We start from the raw sequence: 16,125 nt of genomic DNA on the forward strand, positions 1-16,125 counted from the left end.
TCCCTCCTCGGTCAGCATATGCGGGGCAGCAATTCTCCCCCCGGCGGCGGGAGCATCGTTTCCGCACCGATTTCCGTGCGCAATATGACCCGGCCCGGCTGTTCTGCCGTGACCTGTCCGATGACAGCGGCATCTTGAGAATAAGGCTGCCTGTGCAGCACATCCAGAATCGCCGGCGCTTCACATTCTGGCGCGACGATAACCAGACGGCCTTCACAGGCCAGATAGAGCGGTTCCAGTCCCAGCATGCCACAGACGCCACGGACGGAGGGATGCACCGGTACAGACTGGCTGTCCAGATGAATGCCGACATGGCTCTGGCTGGCGATTTCATACAGGACCGTTCCCACGCCACCCCGGGTGGCATCGCGGATAACGTGGATATCCTTCGTCTGACCGAGCATGGCTTCTACCGTTCCCCATAAGGGAGCACAGTCACTGGTCACATCAGCGTCAATTCCAAACTGATTCCGTGCCAGCAAAATCGTACAACCGTGGCGGCCTACATCGCCACTGACGATGACTACATCGCCAGGGCGTGCCAGCGTACCGGACGTATGGACGCCAGCCAGGCACTGTCCGATTCCCGTAGTCGTAATAAACAAGTGGTCTACCTGCCCTTTTCCCGCTACTTTCGTATCGCCAGCTACGATGCGCACCCCCGCCTCGGCAGCCGTACGGGCCATAGATGCGGCATACTTTTCGACCTTAGCCAGAGGGAATCCTTCTTCGATGACAAAAGCACAGGACAGATACAATGGCCGTGCTCCCATACAAGATAAGTCATTGACCGTGCCACAGATGCTGAGCTTGCCAATATCGCCACCGGGAAAATCCGGCGGGGAAACGATAAATCCATCGGTCGTAAACGCCAGGTCGGCACCGCCGATGGAAAGGACAGCCGCATCATCACCGGTAAACTGAGGGTTGGAAAAATGGGCTTTAAATACGCGGTCGATCAGTTCGGCCGTCTGTCTGCCACCGGCCCCATGGGCCAGCGTAATCACATCGTTCATCGTATCTTTCCTCCATACGTATAATACGCAGAGCAGGCACCTTCATGAGATACCATGCAGGCTCCGACCGGCTGTTCCGGTGTGCATACCGTACCGAACAGCGGGCACTGGGGTGGCGTGCATTTTCCCTGCAGGATATCACCACAACGGCAGGCCGGATTGGCCTTTCCCTTCATGGGCGGCACGCTGTATTTACGGCGGGCATCCCAGGCTGCGTAATCAGGGCGGAGCCGCAGTCCCGATTGGGGAATACAGCCCAGACCGCGCCATTCATCATCACATGGCTCCATGACGTCTGCCATGAGCTCTTTACCTGTCCGGCTTCCTTCTCTGGTGACAACGCGGGGATAGCAGTTTTTAAAAAATGGCCTGCCCTGCCGTATTTTCTTCAGGATAACGGCAAAGGCTGTCATCAGTTCTTTTGCCGTAAAACCGGCGACGACACCAGAAACGCCCTGCTGTACCATAGCTTCACAATCACCAGTCCCCATGACGGCACAGACATGGCCGGGATACAGGAATGCATCGGCGCTATCCTTCATCGCTTCGTAAGCACGGGGCATTGTTTTATTGGCCGTGAGGAGAGAAAAATTCATCACCCCTTCTGCTCTGGCTGTCCGGACGGCCAGGCAGGAGGGCGGCGTCGTCGTCTCAAATCCTACGGACAAAAATACGACTTCTTCATCACGGTGCTGCCGGGCATAGTCGTAGGCGTCGAGGGGTGAATAGACAATTTCTACATGGGCTCCCATGCTCCGCGCCCCGGCCAGGCTCTGTGTGCTCCCCGGTACACGGACGAGATCGCCGAACGTACAAATGGTCACCTTCCGTTCCAGAGCCAGCCAGATGGCTTCGTCTATGTAGCGGACAGGCGTCACGCAGACCGGGCAGCCCGGTCCGGAAATGACTTCCACCGCTTCCGGCAAAATCTGTCTGATTCCCAGCCGGAAAATTTCATGAGTATGAGTCCCGCAGACTTCCATAATCCGTACAGGCGGGCCATCATACGAACGTATTATCTGAAGTGCCGTTTGTGTATATTCATTTCCCATCAGTCCAGGTCCTCCAGAATATCATCCATTTCTTCTTCATCATCCCCGGTAATCCGGGCAATAGCCATTCCGGCATGGACCATGACATAATCACCGGGATCCAGTTCGTCCAGCAGTGCTGCCGATACTTCCCTTCTGGCTCCGGATGCATCGACCAAAGCCATTCCCTGATGCACTTTTACGACCCGTGCAGGTAATCCGACACACATGGCGATTCCTCCTTACATGCAGTAAATAGATATTTATAATAATATTGTATATACAGTATATTAATATATACTAAATTTTTAATTAAATTGGTCTCTGAATCGTTCTATCCCATTGCCGTTCCTGGTTCATCATGGCATATACAGCCTGTCCCAGGGCAATACCACCATCATTGACAGGAACGAGATGATGGCGTAGAACGCCCAGCCCTGCCTGTCCCAATGCCTGTTCACACAAGGACAGGAGCAGCGTATTCTGAAACACGCCGCCACTCAGAGCCACGGTCTTCACACCCGTTTCCTGCGAAATCTGCAAACAGGCACCGACAATTTGTCCGGCCAGCCGGCAATGGAAAATATAAGCCAGGAAATCCGAATCTCTGCCAGCCATTTTTTCTTCCGCCAGATATTGCACCAGCTCCATCGTCGGCAGTATCCACCGGCCGTTTTCCTTCTGAGGCGGTATCAGGGTCTCCGGTCTGGTATGATGATCTTTCATCCATCGCCGGGCTGCAAACTGAATCTTCATCGCCGCTTCGCCTTCAAACGACGACTGCCGCGCCAGACCCAGAATAGCACTGACGCCATCAAACAAGCGGCCCGCACTGGTAGACAAAATACTATTTATACCCTGTTGCGCCATAAAAGACTGCATCTGCCATTCTTTCCGGCTACAGAGGCGCAGTCTGTCCACTACAGCCACAGCCTCATCCGTCTTTGGATACAAATGGCTGATAAGGCTGACGGCAATGCGCCATCCTTCCCGGGCTGCCACATCACCACCGCGCTGCCAGAAAGGTGCGATAGACGCACTGCGGTGAAATCCATGACAGTCACAGAGAAGTATTTCTCCTCCCCATACGGTGCCATCGGTTCCATACCCGGTCCCGTCAAAAGCTACACCTATGACAGGCTGTTCCCAATCGTTTTCTGCCATACAGGACAGGATATGAGCAAAATGATGCTGGACGGGAATGACAGGCAGCCCCATTTCCTGAGCAACAGCTGTCGTATTATACCGGGGATGAAGATCACAGGCCACGCAGGCCGGTTCTATTTCAAGGAGCGTTTTCATCCGGGAAACACCATCCCGCAGGGCCTGTACGGTCCGGACATCGGCCATGTCCCCGATATATGGAGACAAGTAATACAGCCGGTCCCTGACCAGGCAAAAGCTATTTTTCAGTTCTCCGCCCAGTGCCAGAACCGTCCCCGTTTCCCTGCCATAGAAAAACGGCAACGGCGCATAGCCGCGGGAACGGCGTATCATGTACGGACTGCCATCATACCAGTTTATTACGGAATCATCGGCCCGCAGCCGGATCCGCCGGTTATGGCTGAGAATGGCATCACACAAGTCAGGAAGTTCCTGCCGTGCTTCTGCTTCATCGTGGCATATGGGAGCACCCGATACATTGGCGCTGGTCATGACCAGCGCATCCGGTACGTCCAGACCATCATCATACGTAAAGAGCAGCAGATGAAGAGGCGTGTACGGGAGCATGACGCCCAAAAAAGGGTTTTCCGGTGCCAGCGAAGGTGCCAGCGTAGTATCAGACCGTTTTTCCAACAGAATGATGGGCTTTTCATGCCCGTCCAGCACCCGGTCTGCCCCGGCAGGTATGACACAGTGACGGTCCACGGCAGCCATATCCTTCATCATGACGGCAAAGGGTTTTGCCGGCCGGTGTTTCAGACAGCGCAGGCGCTGTACAGTTTTTTCCTGAAATGCATCACAACAAAGATGATATCCTCCGATGCCTTTGACAGCTATGATACGGCCCGATACAAGAGCCTGCCGGGCAGCCGTGACTGCATCCCGCCCCCGTTCTGTACTATCCAGTATATAGACTTCCGGTCCGCAATCGGGGCAGCATACCGGCTGAGCGTCATAGCGCCGTGTTTCCCGATGGGTATATTCATATTCACATTGGGAGCACATGGGAAATTCTGCCATACTCGTCCGTTCCCGGTCATAGGGCATGGCATCGAGGATGGTCATGCGGGGCCCGCAGGCCGTGCAGTTGATGAACGGATGGAGATAGCGGCGGTTCTGCGGATCAAACAACTCTTTTTTGCAATCGTCACAGATGGCGATATCAGGAGACACAAAGACGTCTCCTTCCTCTGCTTCACTTTCGACAATAGAAAAATCAGGAAAGGGCGGTACATCCGTCTGCTCCGTTATGATTTTGAGAATTGCTGACCGTGCCGGCGCTTTTTCAGGTAACTTCTGTTGAAACTGTTTCCGGGCCTCCTCTGGCCCCTGGACCAATATTTCTACATAAGACCCCTTATTGCAGACCGTGCCACGAACGTGACAGGAATGGGCCAGCCGGCTGACGAACGGCCGGAACCCGACTCCCTGCACGATACCGAGTACACAAATCCGAACTGTTTCCATCAATACCTCCCCGATACGGCGAAATGAGGCACATCCACATACAGGCCATGGAAATGAGACAGGGCCCGCTTGAAATAGATATCACCCAGGATGACATCGAAGTTATCATTATCGGCCAGCTGGCACCAGTCGTCTTCTTCCTTCAGCTGGACATGTCCCGGCCGGATACAAGACGATTCCGTCCGGAACCATCCTGCTGTCTGTACCAAAGCCGCACCAGCATTCCGTACCGCTTCTGCCATGGCATTGGCCGTAACCTGCTGATGGACGACCAGTACCCGCTTCCCTGTTACGGCAGCCCGGATATCTTCCGGCAGGGGCCGTCCCAGATAGCGTACTTCATAAGGGGTCCCAAACCGTTCATACAGGTAGCGTGCTCCTTCCAGTGCTGCCGGTGATACGACAAAATTCTTCTCATTCCTGCCAGCTTGTTCATACGCTTCCCGGCAGTCAAAAAGTATTACCTGCTTCCAGCCTTCCCCATGCAGTGTCTCCATGAGGGCCTGTTGTTCATCCGGGGAAGCCATTTCCAGGGGAACTGCCCCTAGGACACCGGCCCGGCCTCGTTCCACCACTGTCTCCGGCTGGGCCAGGACAGGAAGCAGCGCGTTGTAAGCTGCCTGCATCCCGTCGTCATAATAGCCAATTCCTGTCGTCGGGACGGCCAGTGCCGGTATGTTGAGTGTACGGGATATCATACGGCACAGCGCCTTGAAATCCGTACCGATGACAGCTGGAACGGGAGTACCCACCAGTGCCACAAAGGCAGCATTCACCGTTTCTGCCGCTGCGCACACTTTGCGTACGAGCAGATCATCGCGGCCGAGGATGGCATCCATGTCGCGCAGTCCTGCACTAAAAACGGCACTCCTTTTACCGCTGAACCAGCGCGGTTCATCAAAGCCGCAGATATTCCCGGCACAGCCACCGGCATCACAGATAACGACGATGCCACCCAGACCGTAGAGTACGGCGGCCGCTCCTGACTGGTCCGGAGCAAAGGGAGACAAATATTTCCACAATCCTTTCATCGCCCGTTTTTCCCCCTTTCGTCCAGAGCCAATCCAATATGCCGCAACAGAGAAAGGACGCCAGCATATCCGAAAGGCTGGATATCGTCATCCCAATTCACGTGGGCAGCCGTTTCATGATACCAGGCCGCATCCTTGCCAATGGTCAGATCGACCGGATGGGATGCTCCTTCATAGTAGAGCATGGTAGGAGACAAGTTGGAGTATACCTTTGTTTCCGGGCTCCATTGTGCCAGATGACGCAGATAGACAAAATCATCCGGACTGAGACTAGCATATATTTCTTTGATCGTAAACCCGTACCGTGTCAGAGCCAGTGCCATTTCGTAAGCATTGCCATTCTGCATGCCACCTATAGCCACAGTCGTACCACTATAGCGGGCGCGGACTGCTTCAACAGCCTGGCGGGCCTGTTCCAGCCACGATTCATCCTGAATAGGGGCACCGAGAACGCGGGACAAGGCCATGTACTGGCGGTGAATCTGTGATACCTGATACAATCGTGTCAGGGTAATAGACGGGATACCCAGTCTTTTTTCCATATCCTGCGCCGCCAGCCACGACTCCGGATGGAGGACGAGGTTAAAATTAGCCTGGGACATAGCCAGATATTCTTCAAAATTACGGCAGCGGGCTAGTTCCTGTATCTGTTTGATTCCTGTCTGACGCAGGATAGGATACAGCTCGCAATCATCCTGCAGGGGAGAAAAAAATCCCAGCAGATTGACCGTACGGCGATGACGCGGCTGCTTTTCCAGCAGGGAATAGAGGGCACGGCGTACATCGACCATCGGCGGTTTGCGCCCTTCCCGCGTCAGAGCGTACATGTAACACGGCACGACAGAGACGCCGCAGACCGAAGCCGCTTTCCGGCTGACCCGTTCCATATCCGTTCCCAGGAGGGCATCGACGCAGGTCATGCAGAGCATGACTACCGATGGCTTCTCCCGTCGGGACTCCACGATTTCCGCGACAGCCTGCGGAATCTTCTGCAAGTGCCTGCCCGTGACGATATCCGTTTCATCGAGGATATAGAAGTAAAACCGGTCCTGATAGCCTCCCTGCTCGCCCAAAATGGTCGTATTGCGGCCACAACAGCCGGGACCGATGAGGAGCATGATAGATCCCGGTATAGAAAGGCCCGCCCGTTTTACGCCGAACCCCTGTGCTCCCGGGGAATTAAAAGCCAGTGCTGCCGGCGAATTGTAAATCAGATGCTTCGAGGATAGAAGTTCTTCCGGGATATGGTCTTTTCCTTTCTGCACCAGGTCACCTACGGTAATAGCATAAGGCTGTGTATCTTTATATTCCATCATCATTCCACCCTACTGCGGCAACGGCGGATAAATCGTCTTAGTACTCACATCGGGAAGCATGCCCAGCTTTCCCGACAGGGCGCTGATGACATCCTGGGGGGCATCGACGATGATGCTGATGACATTGACATGCTTATCTTTATAAGGAACTCCCATGCGGCCGACAATGTATTGGCCATATGCATGGAGGATTTCATTCAGCTTCCCCGACTCATTGCGGTCTGCAACGATAATACCAATCAGTGCGATTCTCGTTTCCATATGTATCACCTCATAAAAAAAATCCCATGCCAAAAGCACAGGACGACAGACACGTTGTGTGTAAGATGTGCTTTCCGCCTCATCTGTGCAGGACACCTTTACAGAAAAGTACGACAGCTTTTGCATGACGTTCTCCCGCAGGAAATCCGTTGGGATGACGTGTTTAATTCATTATAACAAATATCACCGTTCGTGGCTATTGTTTTTTACATATGTCATGGAATTTGCTAATTCTCTTGTATATTTTCAGAATGCCACGTATACTATTATAAAAATATATCCTACATATTCACCATGAAAGAGAGGCCTTTTTTTATGATACAGCAACCATTTCCCGTCATCTTCTCCGGCCATGGCAGCCCCATGCTGGCCCTTCAGCACAATGATATTACCCGCAATCTGAGCCGGATTGGTGGCCAGCTTTGCTCCCGCCACGGCACGCCCCGGGCCATTCTGGCTATTTCTGCCCATTGGTATGTTCCCGGCACATTTATCCAGAGCGCACCCCAGCCGCGCCAGGTTTACGACATGTATGGATTTCCAGAAGAGCTGTATCAGGTCACCTATCCCGTACCGGGCGATGCCAGTCTGACCCGGTCTGTACAAAACCTACTGGGACCCGCTGTATCCATCAATGACCAGTGGGGCATCGACCACGGTACCTGGACGATATTAATCCATATGTTCCCTGACGCTGATATCCCCGTCGTCCAGCTCTCCGTAAACCGCGATCTCACGCCGCAGGAACTATACGACCTCGGTCAGAAACTGGCACCACTGCGCAATCAGGGATACCTGATTTTCGCCAGTGGCAACGTCGTCCACAACCTGGGACGCGTCGAATGGAACAATCCCGGCGGTACGCCTCAAGCACTGCGTTTCAATGACTACATCATCAATGCCGTACAAAATCGCAACGATGACGCAGTCATCCACTATGCTAATCATCCCGATGCTGCTTATGCCGTTCCCACACCGGATCACTTCCTGCCCCTTGTGATGACACTGGGCGCAGCACAGGGTGAAACGGCTGCCATATTTAACAATACGTGTAATCTCGGATCCATGGCCATGACTGGCTTTATTTTTGGGTTTTAATGGGATAAATCAGAAATAGTCTCCTGTCTGTCTACGGAAAAGGACAGTCAGAAGACTATTTTTGCTTCTCCTTATTCTGCTGTAATCTGCTAATAAAAAAGCAGAAAATTTTCTCATACTCCGCCTGTTCAGGCAGCTATATGAGGGAGTTTTCTATTTGCTTGCATTATCAGGCACGGTAATCCGGTTGCAGGCGCAGGACCAGAATCTGCTCCCGGTCATCGTCTTCTAGAAACAGGTCACGGCAGTCTATCCGCTCTTCGACGATAAGTCCGTCATGGTGTGTCAGGAATGCTTCTGTTTGTTCATAGGGATAATAGAAAAAGAGGCGCATCGTCCGCGGCAAACGATAATAGGAATCAAACATCTGCTTTAAAACCAGTTTCAGCGTATGCAGTCCAAAGGGATTGAAGAAAAAGAAACAATCCGCTTCTGTCGGGACCTCGTATACTGCTGCGTCTTTCAAGACGAATGTCACGCGGCACCCTGACACGGCAGTACGACTATTGGTCATAGCCTTTTCCCACAAACGACAGTCATACTCTACCCCAATGGCGTGACAACGCGTCTGATAGGCCAGAAAGAAACTGACCCGCCCTTTACCGCTGCCGTAGTCGATGAGTGTATTCTTTTTTCCCATATAACCACTATTGGCCAGACGCTCAAGGACACAATAATCCGTCGGTTCATAGGGGTGATGCTCCCCATCAGACTGACTGTCATCTCGTCCGGCCGTCTTGATACCCAGTATATGCTCCCATTCCTGCTCGTCCATCTCAATCGCCATCTTTCCTGCTTTTCAAAACGTCCAGCAGACCACGGCAGCCTTCCTGGACGTCGTTCCAAGTCCGCTGGAAATCCCGCGTATACCATGGGTCGGCTACGGGACGGGGATTGGTTGTGTAATCCATGAGAAGCGAACACTTATGAAGAGGATCACCGTGAAAAATGCGCTTCATATCCCGCAGGTTCTCGTTATCCATGCCGATGAAATAATCATAAACATCGTAATCGCCAGCCGTCAGCAACGCCGCCCGCTTCTCACTGGGATCCATACCATGGGCCCGGAGCAGTCGTTCTACCGGCGGATAGACGGGATTGCCGTAACCGTTCCAGATTTCCTCATCCGTCGTAGCAGCTGAAGCTACATCAAACTGATCCGCCAGACCTGCCCGTTCCGCAATTTGCCGGAACACAAACTCCGCCATGGGCGACCGGCAGATATTGCCGTGGCACACGAAAAGTATCTTTATCAATATTTTTAAGCTCCCTTCTATGCCGAAATATGCCGTGAAATGCCGATTTACTGCGGTTTTCCCCATCAGAGGTGTTTATGCCGAATCATCCATAATTCGGCATAACATGGCATAACACGGCTGCCTTAAGTAGTAAAATTGGTAGTAAAAGGAGTAATTCGTACTACCGTAATTTTTCCTGTAGAAAATTTTTGCTCTTTTATTGTAACAGAAAATTCAATGCCTTTCATCAGCAAAAAAAGGCTCACAATCAATCTGACTGTGAACCTTCTCAATTCAATAGGTTACGCCTTATTTCGGAACGGGATGATTTTAGGCTGAATTTCTCCTACCTGTTCCAGTTCTTTCCGGACGTTTTCTATTTCTTTTTGCTGCTGTTCCTGGGCCAGCTCCACTTCTTGAGGAACTTATTTTACTTGAATCAGCGACGGCACCCACGGGGGGCTGTCGCGGCAGTTATACTTTGCTTTGCAGACAGCGTTCACAACCCATACCCGCAAGCGGTTTGATGCTAGCATATAAATAGGACAAGTCAAACTGAGGTTTTCCATAAAGTGATACAATAAAAGTATATATAGGGGGCCTTAGTATGACGAAGTTCGACAAACAATTTAAAATGGATGCTGTCCAATATTACCATGATCATCGTGACTTAGGACTGATTGGGTGTGCCCATAATTTAGGAATTTCCCAACAGACACTGTCACGATGGCAAAAGCAATTACGGGATAATGGGGAAATGCCATATCGCGGATCCGGAAACTATGCATCTGATAAAGCCAAGGAAATCGCTCGTTTGAAACGTGAATTACGAGATGCCAAGGATGCCATCAATGTCTTAAAAAAAGCTATCAGCATTCTAGACAAATAATCCCCGCCATTTACCATAGCGTCAAACAGGAAGCCGAAAAAGCCCATCAGGGGAAACGCCATTTTTCGGTATCTGGAGTGCTGGCAGAATTGGGCGTTTCTACATCAGGTTACTATGGATGGAGTCATCGCAAATTATCCAAACAAGCTACGCACCGTAAGGAGGTAAAAAAACAGATTCAAACCATTTACGAAGATTCAAAGCAAATCTATGGAGCACCCAAAATTACTAAATTGCTTCAACAGAAAGGTGAATGTATTTCCGAAAGGACAGTGGGCCTTTACATGCGGCAGATGGGGATTCGTGCTTGTTGGGTCAAGCATTATACCGTTACGACCCAGAGCAGTTGTTTTGATGCCATATTAGTTAATATTCTGCAAGAACAATTTAATCCGCCAAGACCAGATACGATCTGGTGCAGCGATATTACTTATATTTGGACCACTGAAGGATTTGTGTATTTGGCCAGTATCATGGATTTATTTTCTCGAAAAATCATTGCCTGGAATTTATCCCGGAAGTTGGATGCATCTGGCATTATTAGGATGCTTCAAACGGCAAAGCAAACCAGGAATCCAGGCCGTCTGGTAGTAATTCACACTGACCGCGGTTGTCAATATCTTTCGCAATCCTATATCAAGGAAACCGCACAGATGTGCCGCAGCTATTCGAAGAAAGGCTATCCATGGGATAATGCCTGCATAGAATCATTCCACGCCTTGATTAAGCGAGAATGGCTGAATCGATTTAAGATTGAAAATTATCAACAAGCCTATATGCTGGTGTTTGAATACATTAACACGTTTTATAATACCGTTCGAATTCACAGTCACTGTAACTATATGTCACCAAATGACTATGAGAAATTATATGCAAACTACAAGAAAAAGGCAGCTTTGATTGCTGGATAACTGATTGATAAAAACCTCAATTTAACTTGTACTCAAACTTGACATAGGACCAGGTCCCTTTCCCTTGCCCTCCAAGGGAACACACGGCTGCGCCTATGTGGCCTGCGGCCAGTTATGAGTGATTAGTGGTGAGTACAGTTATAAAGCTATGAAGCTGTGATGCTGTGACGCGGGCCTTGCGGCCAAGTACGTTTGACGACTTTAAAGCTTCACAGCTTCACGGCTCCATAGCTTCATAGATTGACGGCCTGCGGCCTGCGATTTGAAAGGCGACATTATGTCACAGCCCCTTCTCTTTTTCATGCTATAGATTATGCCTTGTTACAGCGAGAAAGGGCTTCCCGTTTTACGCTGTCGTTAATCAGGCCTGGTCTTTATTGATTCCTATTTACTTTTTTAGGAATTTACCATTCCCAACGGAATCCTCCTTCTACCCGATAGGATAGATCGATATCCGAATTGTATGCTTTTTCAATATCGAAATAGAAGTTACAGTTGTCGCTGATGTCTGCATTGAAGCCGGCGCCAAGGATGTACCAGGTACCGTCTAAATCCGTACTGTCGTGCAGGTACGTATCATTATAGTACAGGTAATCGTCATTACCGCCTAAGAATTCATGCAGGACAGAGGCTTTAAAATAGAGTCGGTTGTGATCCGGACGTTTGTCACCAAATTCACGGCTCAATACGAAGCCCAGGCGGCCAACGAGGCTGTCTGCATCGTCCTGATGAACAGAAATACCATTTTTTGTCGTGTAATCGCGTCCCCAGATATAACTGTAAGTCAACTGGCTCTGCGGTTCAATATACCAGTTTCTCTTGTTGATTTTCTTCTTGCGGCCATATTCGAAGCTGAGGCTGCCGGCCCAGTTCTTGTAATCTGCGTGATCACCATAGGTCGTGTCATAATCTGAATCCAAACGGCCTATGCGGGCAACAAAGTCCGTATAATGATCGTGCTGACGAATATTGGTGCTGTAATATTTAAAATCTGTGAAATCATTATCACCGCTGCCGCCGTTGAAATCAGTCCGGCCCCATGTATGGCCCAGAGCGACGCCGCGCCACCAGGTCCCTTTCTGGTCCTGAGTATGTTTCTTCTTGTCATAGCCGACTTCCAGTGTTTTGGCATGGGTAACAAAGCCGTAATCCGAATGCTGATAGCTGAGTTTCTTGCCAATCAGACGAGCCCAGATGCCATCTTCCACTTGTTCATCCGGAGAAGAATAACGGAGTTCGCCCAACCGTTTGAGCAGCGTATCATCGTCGCGCCAGAGGGCAAAGCCGGCATGGTGAGAAGCAATCGGCGTATCGCCATTCGGGTTGATTGTATTGCCCAGACAGGTAATGAACCAATCCTTGTAATTGGACGATGTACCTTCCGAATTGATCATGAACTGCTGATCGTAGATACCGGATTTATTGGCGTTTGTCACCGTATCGCTGGCAAAATTTGCTGCACCATTGGCGATTTCAGCAAAGTACAATTTATCGCCCGAATGCATGGAACCGAGATTATCTCCGCCCGGCGTGAATGCCAACTGCTGCGTACTGCCATCGCCGCCGTGAATATAAACGAAATCACTGTCCGATGCAGTTTTATACGTATCAACGGAATTCCCCAGGTATTTCAAATCCATCATGAATGTGCCGCTGCCGTTCAAAGCATTATCAATAGACACCTGATGAGCATTGCCCTTGCTGTTCTGGGTCATATTGATGATGCCGTCGGAAAAATCGACATTCGTTACATTGCTGTCACCGGTTACCAGCCACTTGCCGCCATTCTGGAAATTCAACGTTGTAAAAGAATCCGTCGTTTTCCCATTATAAGTTTTCCCATTATAATATGTCTTAACCGTCCCCAAGAGATAGGAATCACTCGTATTGTAATCAGCGCTAATCTGGCCCTTTGTTTCCGCGACGACATTCCCTTCCATCATGCTGCGTTCTTCTTTCGATTTGACAGTAATAACACCACCATTCGCCGCATACATGGCGTTCACGCCCGCTTTGATGGTATTAGATTTGGCGGCATCCAGGGTAATTGTACCCGTGTATCTTTTTTGTGTTTTATTGTTTACCCTTTCCGTTGCCATTAATCCATTCCGATCAGCCGTAATTTTATTTGCATCACCTAAAGCTTTAATGGTAATAGTACCGGCATCGGCATACGCACCATCTCTTTTTGCTGTGATGGTATTATTCTTAGCTGCTGTTACGGTTGCATTTCCCGTGTCACTCAAATAGCTGACAACACCAGTCACATTTTTTCCCGTCGTAATGGTATTATCCCCTTCTGTAGCAGTAACGTTAATATTGGCTCCACCACTACGTATACCGGCAAACTGGGATACAAAACCCGTCTCTTCCCCTACTTCAATAATATTGCTCTTAGCCGTAATGTTTACATCACCACTTCCAGCTGTTGCGCCATAATATAGCCTAGCCTTGATATGTGTATCCCCGTCCGTAGATTTGACCGTAATAGCTTCACTACCATTATTCGAAATACCGCTAGAGCCATCTACGTTAAAATCATTCGTCACATTAATGTCCACTTCATTGGCCCCGTTCATGAATATACCATATGATGAATCAGCTTTAATGTCCATAGAATCAGCAGTTATAGATATATTTCCGCTAGTTCCGTTTTCTGATGCAATTCCGTTATACCCGCCTTTAACATACACCTTATTTTTTGCAGTGATAACAAGATCACTATTTTTGACATCCGCCATAAAAATACCATTACGATCACCGTTATATCCAGTAGTTCTATTATTGATAATGCTAATATTTTTCCCCTGGATTTCAGATTTTTGGTCTTGTCCGATTATAAGTAAGCTATTCCCATAGCGTCCATTGTTTTTACCAGTTTCGCCACTATGAACCAATGACTCTTCATCTTCCTGAAGAGTGATGTCACCATTCCCCGTAATTACAGGATTATTCATATACAGGTTCTTTAATGTCAAACTTTTACCATCCTGTACATTAATCGTATAGCCTCCCACACTATAATAGTTATCCACGTCTTTCGTTGACATACTTTTTACACTATCAGGAGGCGCTACCACCGTGTCATCTTTTACCGTAATTACTTTGTTAGAATCAGCGCTATTAAAGAAATTGTCTGATTCAACGTCTGTTGCGAAGACCGAAACAGTTGTTACCCCCCCCCACGTAACTCCTAACATAAGGGCTAAAGCAATTGTCTTCGATAAACTACATCTCGATTTCATAACAAACATTCCTTCCCGTATTATAAATTTTATACCTGATATTTATACAAATATAATATAATATTTTTGCAGAGTTGACAACCTATTCTTATTAATTTCAGATAGTGTAAAATAGTTTGTGTAAACGTTGGATGGGTATAGTAAAAGGAACCCATTTCCTTTATAGTGTTAAGTGCTCAAACCAAACACTAGGAAAGAAGGTTCCTCATGCCTGATTTTAACACAGAATTTATTCAAACGCTATTCAATCCTGCCACCACCGAGCTTTTTCGTTCCGAATTGGAAGCCGCCATCAATGCTCTCCTGAAGACGGAGCTGGCCGCCTTCCTCGGATATGAGAAGCATGATTCGGACGGTTGGAACACAGGCAACAGCCGCAACGGCTATTACAAGCGCACGCTAGCGACACGCTATGGAGAGTTGCATCTGGAAGTCCCGCGAGATCGGAACGGCGATTTCCATTCGCCCACGTTGCCACGCTATCTTCAGCACACCAATGCTTTGGAGACTACGGTCATCCAGCTTTATCAGCGCGGCGTCACCACCCGTCAGATTGCAGATCTCATCGAGCAGATGTATGGACGATATTACTCGCCAGCCACTATCTCGCATATCTCGTCAGCCGTCACCGAGCAAGTCCAAGCCTTCCATTCCCGACAGGTTGCTGCGCGATATGCCGTCATCTTCTGTGATGCCACCTACCTGAATCTGCGCCGTGACAGCGTGGCCAAGGAAGCGCTGCATGTTTTGCTCGGCATTACGCCGGAAGGGAACAAGGAAGTCCTAGACTATGCCATCTATCCGAGTGAGTCTGCAACTAATTATGCCGAGATGCTGCAAGGGCTGAAAACACGGGGTCTGAAAGATGTCCTGTTATTCGTCTCTGACGGCCTGGTCGGCCTGCCGGATGCCGTGAAACAGGAATTTCCTCAGGCCAGGCATCAGAGCTGCTGGGTGCACCTGGCCAGAGTCGTGGCTCGCCTAGTCCGGCAGAAGGACAGGAAGGAGGTCTTGGCGGTTCTGAAGGAAGTATATCATCAAGACGATGCCGAGGCTGCCCGGCAGGCACTGGAAGCCTTTCTGGAGCGATTCTGCGGCAAATATCCTCGACTGAAGAAGGTATTCCAACTCCATGACAGCCTGTTCACTTTTTACGAATTCCCTCAGAGCATCCGTCCTACGATCTATACATCCAACTTGATTGAAAATAACAACAAGGGTTTGAAGCATCATGCAAAGCTGAAAGAGCAATTCCCCAACGAAGAATCCCTTGAACGGTTCGTCTGCACTTTTTACAGCGAATACAACCGCAAGTAAGGAGAAAAGGCTCACAGAGGCTTCAGAGAAGCAACAGCTGAGCTGTTAGATATGTTTCCAAAACCATAGGCTTAGCTACAACGCTATGAAGAAAAGTTTACACAAAACTCTTGACACAATCTATGAATTAGGCAAAAATTA

13 protein-coding genes and 1 pseudogene are annotated in these 16,125 nt (G+C 49.6%); 4 read left to right on the top strand and 10 right to left on the bottom strand.

Annotated features, from left to right (window positions below):
• Positions 1-11 precede the first annotated feature (11 nt).
• The 7 genes from hypE to ACGTIC_RS11370 form a co-directional block, all read right to left on the bottom strand.
• Complete coding sequence (gene hypE / locus ACGTIC_RS11340) at positions 12-1,016, bottom strand: hydrogenase expression/formation protein HypE (protein ID WP_113855602.1); 1,005 nt, start codon at positions 1,014-1,016, stop codon at positions 12-14.
• Positions 1,013-2,068 (bottom strand): hydrogenase formation protein HypD, encoded by a 1,056-nt coding sequence (hypD, locus tag ACGTIC_RS11345; protein ID WP_113855601.1) that lies wholly within the window; start codon positions 2,066-2,068, stop codon positions 1,013-1,015. The genes hypE and hypD overlap by 4 nt, the downstream gene beginning before the upstream one ends.
• Positions 2,068-2,277, bottom strand: coding sequence for a HypC/HybG/HupF family hydrogenase formation chaperone (locus ACGTIC_RS11350; protein WP_059075442.1), 210 nt, complete (start codon positions 2,275-2,277; stop codon positions 2,068-2,070). Before ACGTIC_RS11350 ends, hypD begins: the two co-directional genes overlap by 1 nt.
• Before the next feature lie 82 nt (positions 2,278-2,359).
• Positions 2,360-4,678 (bottom strand): carbamoyltransferase HypF, encoded by a 2,319-nt coding sequence (gene hypF / locus ACGTIC_RS11355; RefSeq protein WP_113855600.1) that lies wholly within the window; start codon positions 4,676-4,678, stop codon positions 2,360-2,362.
• Positions 4,678-5,709, bottom strand: a complete 1,032-nt coding sequence (locus tag ACGTIC_RS11360) for a nitrogenase component 1 (protein ID WP_113855599.1) — start codon at positions 5,707-5,709, stop codon at positions 4,678-4,680. Before ACGTIC_RS11360 ends, hypF begins: the two co-directional genes overlap by 1 nt.
• The gene (locus ACGTIC_RS11365; RefSeq protein ID WP_113855598.1) at positions 5,706-7,022 is read right to left on the bottom strand and encodes a nitrogenase component 1; all 1,317 of its coding nucleotides are present in this window, start codon (positions 7,020-7,022) and stop codon (positions 5,706-5,708) included. The genes ACGTIC_RS11360 and ACGTIC_RS11365 overlap by 4 nt, the downstream gene beginning before the upstream one ends.
• A gap of 12 nt (positions 7,023-7,034) precedes the next feature.
• Positions 7,035-7,286, bottom strand: coding sequence for a TM1266 family iron-only hydrogenase system putative regulator (locus tag ACGTIC_RS11370; protein WP_059075446.1), 252 nt, complete (start codon positions 7,284-7,286; stop codon positions 7,035-7,037).
• A gap of 315 nt (positions 7,287-7,601) precedes the next feature.
• Between ACGTIC_RS11370 and ygiD the strand changes: the two genes are divergently transcribed.
• Complete coding sequence (ygiD, locus tag ACGTIC_RS11375; protein WP_059075447.1) at positions 7,602-8,384, top strand: 4,5-DOPA dioxygenase extradiol; 783 nt, start codon at positions 7,602-7,604, stop codon at positions 8,382-8,384.
• 169 nt (positions 8,385-8,553) lie between these two features.
• Here the strand turns inward: ygiD and ACGTIC_RS11380 are convergent, their stop codons facing one another.
• Positions 8,554-9,171 (bottom strand): class I SAM-dependent methyltransferase, encoded by a 618-nt coding sequence (locus tag ACGTIC_RS11380; protein WP_113855597.1) that lies wholly within the window; start codon positions 9,169-9,171, stop codon positions 8,554-8,556.
• Positions 9,161-9,640, bottom strand: a complete 480-nt coding sequence (locus tag ACGTIC_RS11385; protein WP_307788810.1) for a low molecular weight protein-tyrosine-phosphatase — start codon at positions 9,638-9,640, stop codon at positions 9,161-9,163. The genes ACGTIC_RS11380 and ACGTIC_RS11385 overlap by 11 nt, the downstream gene beginning before the upstream one ends.
• A gap of 589 nt (positions 9,641-10,229) precedes the next feature.
• Between ACGTIC_RS11385 and ACGTIC_RS11390 the strand changes: the two genes are divergently transcribed.
• Both ACGTIC_RS11390 and ACGTIC_RS11395 read left to right on the top strand, forming a co-directional pair.
• Positions 10,230-10,511, top strand: a complete 282-nt coding sequence (locus tag ACGTIC_RS11390) for a transposase (RefSeq protein WP_113855176.1) — start codon at positions 10,230-10,232, stop codon at positions 10,509-10,511.
• An 8-nt stretch (positions 10,512-10,519) separates the two neighbouring features.
• On the top strand, positions 10,520-11,422 hold the full coding sequence (locus ACGTIC_RS11395) for an IS3 family transposase (RefSeq protein ID WP_394542149.1): 903 nt from the start codon (positions 10,520-10,522) through the stop codon (positions 11,420-11,422).
• A gap of 404 nt (positions 11,423-11,826) precedes the next feature.
• Here ACGTIC_RS11395 and ACGTIC_RS11400 read toward each other — a convergent pair whose 3' ends face one another.
• Entirely contained in the window at positions 11,827-14,037 is a 2,211-nt protein-coding gene (locus tag ACGTIC_RS11400) for an autotransporter outer membrane beta-barrel domain-containing protein (protein ID WP_394542132.1), read from the bottom strand.
• Between the two features lie 837 nt (positions 14,038-14,874).
• On the opposite strand from ACGTIC_RS11400, the pseudogene ACGTIC_RS11405 reads away from it, so the two are divergent.
• Positions 14,875-15,981: pseudogene (locus ACGTIC_RS11405) on the top strand (IS256 family transposase); the annotation flags it as partial.
• Positions 15,982-16,125: the final 144 nt, after the last annotated feature.

The organism is Megasphaera hexanoica (genome assembly GCF_043520715.1).
Classification (GTDB): Bacteria; Bacillota; Negativicutes; order Veillonellales; family Megasphaeraceae; genus Megasphaera; species Megasphaera hexanoica.

Bases quoted from the DNA above. Each gene is read 5' to 3' on its own strand.
- hypE (WP_113855602.1), bottom strand. From the start codon at position 1,016: ATGAACGATGTGATTACGCTGGCCCATGGGGCCGGTGGCAGACAGACG.
- hypD (WP_113855601.1), bottom strand. From the start codon at position 2,068: ATGGGAAATGAATATACACAAACGGCACTTCAGATAATACGTTCGTAT.
- ACGTIC_RS11350 (WP_059075442.1), bottom strand. From the start codon at position 2,277: ATGTGTGTCGGATTACCTGCACGGGTCGTAAAAGTGCATCAGGGAATG.
- hypF (WP_113855600.1), bottom strand. From the start codon at position 4,678: ATGGAAACAGTTCGGATTTGTGTACTCGGTATCGTGCAGGGAGTCGGG.
- ACGTIC_RS11360 (WP_113855599.1), bottom strand. From the start codon at position 5,709: ATGAAAGGATTGTGGAAATATTTGTCTCCCTTTGCTCCGGACCAGTCA.
- ACGTIC_RS11365 (WP_113855598.1), bottom strand. From the start codon at position 7,022: ATGGAATATAAAGATACACAGCCTTATGCTATTACCGTAGGTGACCTG.
- ACGTIC_RS11370 (WP_059075446.1), bottom strand. From the start codon at position 7,286: ATGGAAACGAGAATCGCACTGATTGGTATTATCGTTGCAGACCGCAAT.
- ygiD (WP_059075447.1), top strand. From the start codon at position 7,602: ATGATACAGCAACCATTTCCCGTCATCTTCTCCGGCCATGGCAGCCCC.
- ACGTIC_RS11380 (WP_113855597.1), bottom strand. From the start codon at position 9,171: ATGGCGATTGAGATGGACGAGCAGGAATGGGAGCATATACTGGGTATC.
- ACGTIC_RS11390 (WP_113855176.1), top strand. From the start codon at position 10,230: ATGACGAAGTTCGACAAACAATTTAAAATGGATGCTGTCCAATATTAC.
- ACGTIC_RS11400 (WP_394542132.1), bottom strand. From the start codon at position 14,037: ATGGACATTAAAGCTGATTCATCATATGGTATATTCATGAACGGGGCC.